Annotated in this window: 3 protein-coding genes; 2 read left to right on the forward strand and 1 reads right to left on the reverse strand. The window is 62.6% G+C overall.

Translation table 11 applies throughout. The annotated features are described in order from the left end of the window. Positions 1-1052 precede the first annotated feature (1052 nt). Complete coding sequence (locus tag ACFWAY_RS53190; RefSeq protein WP_378458930.1) at positions 1053-1589, reverse strand: MarR family winged helix-turn-helix transcriptional regulator; 537 nt, start codon at positions 1587-1589, stop codon at positions 1053-1055. A 678-nt stretch (positions 1590-2267) separates the two neighbouring features. Between ACFWAY_RS53190 and ACFWAY_RS53195 the strand changes: the two genes are divergently transcribed. Both ACFWAY_RS53195 and ACFWAY_RS53200 read left to right on the forward strand, forming a co-directional pair. After that, positions 2268-3461, forward strand: a complete 1194-nt coding sequence (locus ACFWAY_RS53195) for an acetyl-CoA C-acetyltransferase (protein ID WP_378458931.1) — start codon at positions 2268-2270, stop codon at positions 3459-3461. A 32-nt stretch (positions 3462-3493) separates the two neighbouring features. Continuing rightward, on the forward strand, positions 3494-3594 hold a 101-nt coding region (locus ACFWAY_RS53200), incomplete at its 3' end, for an SDR family NAD(P)-dependent oxidoreductase (RefSeq protein ID WP_378459255.1).

Raw genomic sequence — 3594 nt, forward strand, 5'->3', positions numbered from 1 at the left:
GCCGAGGATGTCCGTGGCCCAGGGGCCCGACATCATCGAGCACAGGTCGACGATCTTGATTCCGGTCATGGGGCCGCTCATGAAGGGCACCTTTCTGTCGAGAGAAGTAATCCGAGGTTTCGCGAGGCCTACAGCCAGATCTCGTTGCAGTGTGGCCCGCCTCACCGCATAGTATTGACATTTCTTTCATGAGTCAATTGTTTGGGTAAATTTCTTTTCATCAGTGAATAGTTGCATGCGCAGTTATCTGCCGGTCTTTCGCAGGATCGCCCTGCGTGGAGGTGCCGGAGGTGATCACTCACCCGAGTTGGTCGTCAGGCCGAATGCCGATGGCGAGCTGGAGATCGCGTCGCGATCACGGCGCCGGGGGCATGCGCCGATCGAGGCGACGGGATCCGCGGAAGAGGTCTCGGGACAGCGCGGGGCAGCGCGCACTCGTGGCTGCGATATGGAGGCCACGAGGAAGTTCCAAACCCGCGTCCACGAACTTGGAAAGGTCGGGGCCGGGGCTGTTTGTGCGGAGCGGGGGTGCAGCCCCTGCGGTGAAGTCGGCAGGGCGCAGCGGCACGACCAAGTACAGAGAGCAAGGGTGTCTGCGTGCGGCGGGGACCACAGTCCTGTCCGTAGGCGTCGACGGGCGTGCCGACAGCACCGGGAGTCGCCGTCCGGGCGGTGGGAGATTTGCGAGAGCGCCACTGCAAGGACAATCTGGGTGGGTGGACCTGATCTTCCTGGATGAAATCAGTTCACGGGCGACGAACCGCCGTGGCGATCGAGCCACGCCTCGTGAGCATGCGTGATTACGCCCATCGCGAGAAGAAGTTCGTCCCCCGGGCCAGAGTTCGGACGCCTGCAGCGCGTACGTCACCGATGCGCAGTAGCCGGCGCGCTCCACTCGGCCCACCAGTCACGAAAACTGGTACCGCGCAGAGCCACTCGATTCGCACCATCAACTTCGAGAGCGCGAGGTCCACGCAGATTCGAGAGCCTTTACCCCGGACACATCGGCAATCCGCCAACTGGTGGACGGCCGTCGGGCTTTCCGGTCTCAGCTAGCCACGGCCCGGGTCCTCGAAGTGGGCGAGGAGGAGTTTGAGGAGCCTGCGAAGCTCCGTATCATCGTCTTCGGTGACAAACGCGAGGAGTTGCGACTCGTGGCCCAGGATGTCGGAGGCGACCTCGTCGATGAGTTGGACTCCCTTTTTGGTCAATTGCACGTCGACTCGACGACGGTCTTGTGGGTGAAAGCTCCGTTTGAGCAGACCGCTGCGTTCGAGTTTGTCCAGGCGGTTCGAAATTCCAGCCGGGGTTATCAGCGCGGCCTCGGTTAGTTGCCCGGCCGTCATCCGATACGGTTTGCCGGAGCGCCGCAGCATTGCCAAGAGGTCGAGTGTCGCAGGATCGGTTCCCAGCTCTACCAGGCGTTGACTGCGTTCGCGTTCCAGGTATCGCGCAATGCGCCAGATCCTCGAAACGATGCCCACTGAACTGACGTTGATATCCGGCCGTTCACGTACCCACGCCTGCTCGATGCGATCGACGCCGTCATCTCCAGCCACGTCCCGAATCGATGGTGCTTCGACGCCCATCCCACACCCCATTGTCACTTGAATTGATCAGCTCGGGACTATTCACTGCTAAGTAGTTTCATTGGAAAGTTTACACGTGCGCCTGGAACTGCCAACATCGCAGTCGCGGTCCGACCAGATGTCAACACATTTCGGCAGTATTGGGCGTTGATCAGCAAGCTCGCGAATCTGATCAACATGACCGCAGAGACGCCCGATTCGAGCCACCGGTGCGCCTCGAGCATCGCCGGCGGCCTCCAGCGACAGGCAGGCTGCAGTGTCGGTATCGAATCGCCGCACACGCGGTGTACCTTCACCTCAATGTGGGGCCGCTCGACATGACGCCTCAAGTGACCGAATGTCGGAATCCTGTCGCGGAAATGTGCGTTCTGCGTTCGCCGCGCTCGACTATTGTATGGTCAATTCTCGGTGACGCTCCACGAGCCACTGCTGTCCGATCCGCGCCTGATTCCGGTGAAGAACTACTCTGTGGCACTGCGCTTTACGTGGGCGTGCCACAGGAACGAACTCGGTGGTTCGTGGTGTGAAGGACTTGCTTCCGCGGCATGTCTAGTTCACGATCTACCCGTCGTTGCGCGCCGTCTGTCGAGGGGCGCCCTCGCCACACACGATTGAATTCCGTCTAGCGTTCACCGGCACCCCTCTGGAGTGGGCGCGGTGGGCAAGTTAGGAAAGCTGATGACTACTTCGGTGATTGTTGCCGGCGCCCGGACCCCTATGGGTCGGTTTATGGGGGCTTTGCGGGATCTGTCGGGTTCCGACCTCGGTGGCGTCGCGATTCGGGGAGCCCTGGACAAATCTGGAGTGCCCGCCGCGCTGGTCGAGTACGTGATCATGGGTCAAGTGCTCACAGCAGGCGCCGGCCAGATTCCGGCCAGGCAGGCGGCGGTCGCGGCCGGAATCCCGATGGACGTGCCGGCTCTGACAGTCAACAAGGTCTGTTTGTCGGGCATCGACGCGATCGCGTTGGCGGATCAGTTGATCCGTGCCGGGGAGTTCGAGGTGATCGTCGCGGGTGGCCAGGAGTCCATGTCACAGGTTCCGCATCTGCTGGAACGATCGCGGGTGGGCTTCAAGTACGGCGACGTGACGATGCGCGATTCCATGGCATTCGACGGGCTGTACGACATCTTCACAGATCAGCCGATGGGGAATCTGGCCGAGGTGAAGAACGGGGAGGCCGATCATCGAATCTCGCGCTCCGAGCAGGACGCGTTCGCGGCGGCGTCGCATCAGAATGCGGCGCGGGCGTGGAAAGACGGGCGGTTCGACGACGAAGTGGTGACGGTAGCAGTTCCGCAGCGGCGTGGAGGGGCGGTGGAACTCGCGCAGGACGAGGGGATTCGCGCAGATACCACCGTGGAGTCGCTGGCGAAGCTGAGACCGGCGTTCAGTGTGGACGGGACAATCACCGCCGGGTCCGCGTCACAGATTTCCGATGGTGCGGCCGCGGTCGTGGTGATGAGTAAGGCCAAAGCACAGGAGCTCGGGCTGGCATGGATCGCCGAAATCGGGGCACACGGCGTCGTTGCAGGTCCCGATTCGACCTTGCAGTCACAGCCCGCACGGGCGATCGCCAAGGCGTGCGCGAGGGAGGACATCTCTCCGGAAGATTTGGACCTGGTGGAGATCAACGAGGCCTTCGCGGCGGTGGGAATCGCCTCGACGCGCGAGCTCGGGTTGGATCCGGCGCGGGTCAACGTCAATGGCGGAGCAATTGCACTGGGCCATCCGCTGGGCATGTCCGGGGCGCGGATCACCCTGCATCTGGCTTTGGAGTTGCAGCGCCGCGGCGGTGGTGTCGGGGCTGCTGCCCTGTGTGGTGGAGGCGGGCAGGGCGACGCCCTGATTATCCGCGTCCCGAAGAAGTAGAGACATACGTCCCCTCAGCGAAAGGCTCGAACATGAATATTCAGGGAACCGCCGCACTGGTCACCGGAGCAGCCTCGGGCCTCGGCGCCGCCACCGCCAAGCGTCTCGCCGACGCCGGAGCCACCGTGTTCGG

The organism is Rhodococcus sp. NPDC059968 (assembly GCF_042738615.1).
Lineage (GTDB): Bacteria > Actinomycetota > Actinomycetes > Mycobacteriales > Mycobacteriaceae > Rhodococcus_F.